The sequence below is a fragment of the Nostoc sp. CCY 9925 genome (genome assembly GCF_963920935.1).
GTDB lineage: Bacteria > Cyanobacteriota > Cyanobacteriia > Cyanobacteriales > Nostocaceae > Nostoc.
In genome coordinates this window covers 1-3,863 of the sequence record NZ_CAWUDO010000227.1, presented here as the reverse complement: position 1 = coordinate 3,863, position 3,863 = coordinate 1, and the positions used below count along the sequence as shown (strand labels likewise).

Genomic DNA, 3,863 nt, shown 5'->3' with positions numbered 1-3,863 from the left:
AAAGTTTTAGCGATCGCACTTTTTTACCCGACCTCACAAAATCGCGTTGCTCCCGGTAAGAATTGAGTTGCATTGATTTCTCCTTTTGTAATCGATTCTGCGTTTTGATGAGCGGATCGTTCGCACATCAACATCATTTGCGCGGTTGCTGATGACCAAAGAGGCAGGGGAGCAGGGAGCAGGGAGCAGGGAGCAAGGGAGAAAGATACTGGAGTTCCCCTGCCACAAGGGTTTAAAGCCCCTAAATTTATTTATGGGGTTCTCCCCCCTGCCCCCCGCCCCCCGCCCCCTGCCCCTTGTCCTCTTCGCTGACGTTACTCTTGCTGCTGCGTTTCAAGTTGAGCGCGAATGCGGTCTTCCTGCTCCCTTAAGGCGGGTGTCAGGACTTCACCAAAATCCTCTGCCTCAAATACGGGACGAATCTCAATCTCGGAGTCTCCTGGCATAGGGTTAGGGCAGCGCTTTACCCAAGCAACTGCCTCTTCCATTGAGTTCACCTGCCACAGCCAGTACCCTGCCACTAGCTCCTGCGCTGGAGTGAAAGGTCCCTGGGTGACGGTGCGATCGGTTCCTGAAAAGTGAACTCGCACCCCTTTTGAGCTAGGATGAAACCCCTCAGCGGCGAGCAAGATACCTGCCCTGGCTAATTCTTCGTTGTACTGCCCCATTTCAGTTAAAAGCTGTTCGCTCGGCATGACCCCAGTTTCGGAGTCTTGGGTTGCTTTGACAAAGACCATGACTTTCATTGTGAAATCTCCTGTTGAATGGTTTTGAGTTAGATTACGAGGGGTTGGGTGTGCTGATTAGCACAAAGCGCAACTCCGAAGGAACCGCTAATCAGCAGCGACACGTTTGAGTTCATCAATCTCGATCTTCTTCATTTGCAGCATGGTAGTAGTCACTTTTTGAGAGGTTGCCGCATCGGGGTGGTTGAGTAATTCAATCAGAATGCGAGGAATAATTTGCCAGGAGACACCGTATTTGTCTTTGAGCCAGCCGCATTGCTGTGCGGTTTCATCCCCACCAGCAGACAATTTTTGCCAGTAATCGTCCACGTCCGCCTGAGTATCGCAAAAGATTTGGAAGGAAATCGCCTCGTTAAATTTGAATGTCAGACCACCGTTGAGTGCTGTAAACGGCTGACCATCAAGTTCAAAGCTGACAGTCATGACAGATCCGGCTGGTTTTCCGTGAATTTCCTGTCCAGCGTCTCCATATCGACTGACGTGGACAATTTTGGAATTGCGAAAAATCGACGTATAAAACTGAGCGGCGGCTTCGGCTTGATCGTCAAACCATAAACAGGGAGTGATTTTGGAATTGTTTTGCATGAGGGTTCTCCTTGAGTTCAAGCGGTTAAGGACGGTCAGGGCTGTGCTGGTAGTCCCGCAACTTCGATGACAGGACGGATTTCGACGGTGCCGACTTTTGCACCTGGGATGCGGGTGGCGATCGCAATGGCTTCATCCAAATCCTGAGCATTAACGAGGAAGAATCCACCCAATTGTTCGCGGGTTTCGGCAAATGGTCCATCGGTCACGAGTGATTTGCCATCACGGACTTGGACACTGGTTGCGGTTGCAACAGGATGGAGTGGAGCCGTCGCCAGAAATTGTCCTTGAGGGGAGCAAGTCCTGGGCGAGTTGGGCAGATTCCCCATAGCAATGCTCCCGCTCGGTGTCGCTCATGGCGTTTTCGTCCATATAAATCAGCAGCAAATATTTCATTCGGTTGCCTCCTTTGTGATTAAGTCGAACGGGAATTGTCCAAATCGACACCTGAGTGCAAAAATTTTGTCTAGTACAATTGAACTTATCTTCCTTTATCAGTCAGTCGAACGGCAATTGCTCAAATCGACACCTTGCCCAAAATTCTTTATGTATTTTTGTAAAAGGTATGGCTTCAATCCCAAAAACAGATGTGGCTCAAGCAATTACTGCCCTTTATCGAACTGAATGGGGGCGCATTGTCGCTATTCTGATTCGGCTGGTTGGAGATTTTGATGTAGCTGAAGAAGCTGCACAGGCAGCATTTACAGCGGCAGTGAATCAGTGGGAAAGCGACGGTATTCCCGATCGTCCCCGTGCCTGGATTATCTGAACTGCCCGGTACAAGGCGATCGATCGCCTCCGACGACGCACGAAACTGACCGAAAAACTGGAGTGGTATGCGGCATCTGGCTTAATTCCATCCACTGAAGAACCAACCTATGACAGTGATGAAATTGGAGACGATCGCCTGCGATTAATCTTTACCTGCTGTCACCCGGCACTGGCAACGGAAACTCAAGTAGCGTTGACCCTCCGAATGTTGGGTGGACTGGAAACCGACGAAATTGCCCGCGCCTTTCTTATACCGACTGCAACAATGGCACAGCGGTTAGTTCGTGCTAAACGCAAAATTCAAGACGCAGGCATTCCTTACAAAGTACCTGAGACGACTGATCTCGCTCCCCGGATAGAGGCAGTCCTGACAGTCATCTATCTCATCTTCAACGAAGGCTATGCCGCAACCAAAGGAGATGCGATCGTGCGGGCTGACCTCTGCATCAAAGCGATTCGCTTGGGGCAACTGGTGCGGCAATTGCTGGCACCCCAACCCCCATCTGAAGTCACAGCACTGGTGGCGCTGATGTTATTGCACGATTCGCGGCGCAATGCGCGTCTAGATGAGGCAGGCGATTTGATTTTGCTAGAAGATCAGGATCGCAGTCGTTGGAACCATCTACAGATTGCTGAGGCGTTACCTCTGGTAGAGGAAGCGTTGCTCTTTGGAACCGGAGTGTATGCCCTGCAAGCGGCGATCGCCGCCCTCCATTGTCAGGGAACCCGCGCCGAAGAAACAGACTGGGCGCAGATCGTGCAGCTCTATGAGGTGTTGGAACGCTTACAACCCTCACCCATTGTGACCTTGAACCGAGCAGTGGCGATCGCAATGGCAGACAGTCCTCAAGCCGCATTTGGACTGATTGATAGCCTTGCTCCAGAACTGGACAGCTATCATCTCTTTCATGCCACCCGTGCAGATTTATTCCGGCGTGTTGGAGCATTAGAGGAAGCGACCCAGAGCTATACACGGGCACTAGAATTAGTGACAAATGACAGTGAGCGTCGTTTTCTGGAACGTCGGTTGCGCGAAGTTCAACCTAACATTTAGTCCGGCTAAGGGTTTACAACAGTTTAAAGCGCCAGGCATCCATGATGCCGTTGAAAAGAAATGAAAAATCTTCTAACAGGGTGAACTTGTAACTTAACAAAAGGCAAAAGAAGACAAGTCGGCTTAGTACTTTAGTACTGTTATAATCCAATCGTTTCATCAAGTTGTGTTAGGGTGCAGCAAATCACCGATCGGCTCTCTGGCACATCCACATCCACATCCACCTCAACTGATAGAGGATTCCGACATGGATAACAATCCCAGCATTCTCTCGCACGTTTCGATTGGTACTAATGATTTTGAACGAGCGATCGCCTTCTATGATGCTGTGTTGCCAACATTGGGCTGTAAGCGATTTATGGAGCATCCGGGGGCGATCGCCTATGGCAAACAGTATCCCGAATTTTGGGTGGGAACTCCCTTCGACGGGCAACCTGCAACGGTTGGCAATGGAACTCACATTGGTTTTATTGCTCCTACAAAAGAAGCAGTCCACGCCTTCTATGAGGCAGCATTAGCGGCAGGAGGCAAAGACGATGGTGCCCCCGGTGGCAGACCCGACTATAGTGAGCCGTATTACGGCTGCTTTGTGCGCGATCCAGATGGACACAAAATAGAAGCCGCCTTCTGGGATGAGCAGCTTGAGCAGCAACTCAGGGCGGCCGCATCTTATTTACTAATAAAAATTAAAACAGATCTGAAAATGT

6 protein-coding genes are annotated in these 3,863 nt (G+C 50.2%); 3 read left to right on the top strand and 3 right to left on the bottom strand.

Annotated features, from left to right (window positions below; translation table 11 throughout):
- Window positions 1–314 precede the first annotated feature (314 nt).
- From ACM0OY_RS39740 to ACM0OY_RS39730, 3 genes are all read right to left on the bottom strand, one after another.
- Window positions 315–746, bottom strand: a complete 432-nt coding sequence (locus tag ACM0OY_RS39740) for a YciI family protein (RefSeq protein ID WP_179076994.1) — start codon at window positions 744–746, stop codon at window positions 315–317.
- 87 nt (window positions 747–833) lie between these two features.
- On the bottom strand, window positions 834–1,331 hold the full coding sequence (locus ACM0OY_RS39735) for a VOC family protein (RefSeq protein WP_414574197.1): 498 nt from the start codon (window positions 1,329–1,331) through the stop codon (window positions 834–836).
- A 35-nt stretch (window positions 1,332–1,366) separates the two neighbouring features.
- Window positions 1,367–1,660: a YciI family protein gene (locus ACM0OY_RS39730; RefSeq protein ID WP_322648155.1), complete on the bottom strand. Its 294-nt coding sequence runs from the start codon at window positions 1,658–1,660 to the stop codon at window positions 1,367–1,369.
- A 236-nt stretch (window positions 1,661–1,896) separates the two neighbouring features.
- On the opposite strand from ACM0OY_RS39730, the gene ACM0OY_RS39725 reads away from it, so the two are divergent.
- The 3 genes from ACM0OY_RS39725 to ACM0OY_RS39715 all read left to right on the top strand — a co-directional run.
- Entirely contained in the window at window positions 1,897–2,100 is a 204-nt protein-coding gene (locus ACM0OY_RS39725) for a hypothetical protein (protein WP_414574196.1), read from the top strand.
- Window positions 2,101–2,295: 195 nt separating this feature from the next.
- Window positions 2,296–3,156 carry an RNA polymerase sigma factor gene (locus ACM0OY_RS39720; protein WP_414574195.1) on the top strand — a complete coding sequence of 287 codons (861 nt, stop codon included), beginning with the start codon at window positions 2,296–2,298 and terminating at the stop codon, window positions 3,154–3,156.
- A gap of 247 nt (window positions 3,157–3,403) precedes the next feature.
- The coding region (locus ACM0OY_RS39715; protein WP_414574194.1) for a VOC family protein at window positions 3,404–3,863 on the top strand (460 nt) is incomplete at its 3' end.

Coding starts and splice junctions, on each gene's coding strand:
- ACM0OY_RS39730 (WP_322648155.1), bottom strand. CDS start 1,660: ATGGGGAATCTGCCCAACTCGCCCAGGACTTGCTCCCCTCAAGGACAA.
- ACM0OY_RS39740 (WP_179076994.1), bottom strand. CDS start 746: ATGAAAGTCATGGTCTTTGTCAAAGCAACCCAAGACTCCGAAACTGGG.
- ACM0OY_RS39735 (WP_414574197.1), bottom strand. CDS start 1,331: ATGCAAAACAATTCCAAAATCACTCCCTGTTTATGGTTTGACGATCAA.
- ACM0OY_RS39725 (WP_414574196.1), top strand. CDS start 1,897: ATGGCTTCAATCCCAAAAACAGATGTGGCTCAAGCAATTACTGCCCTT.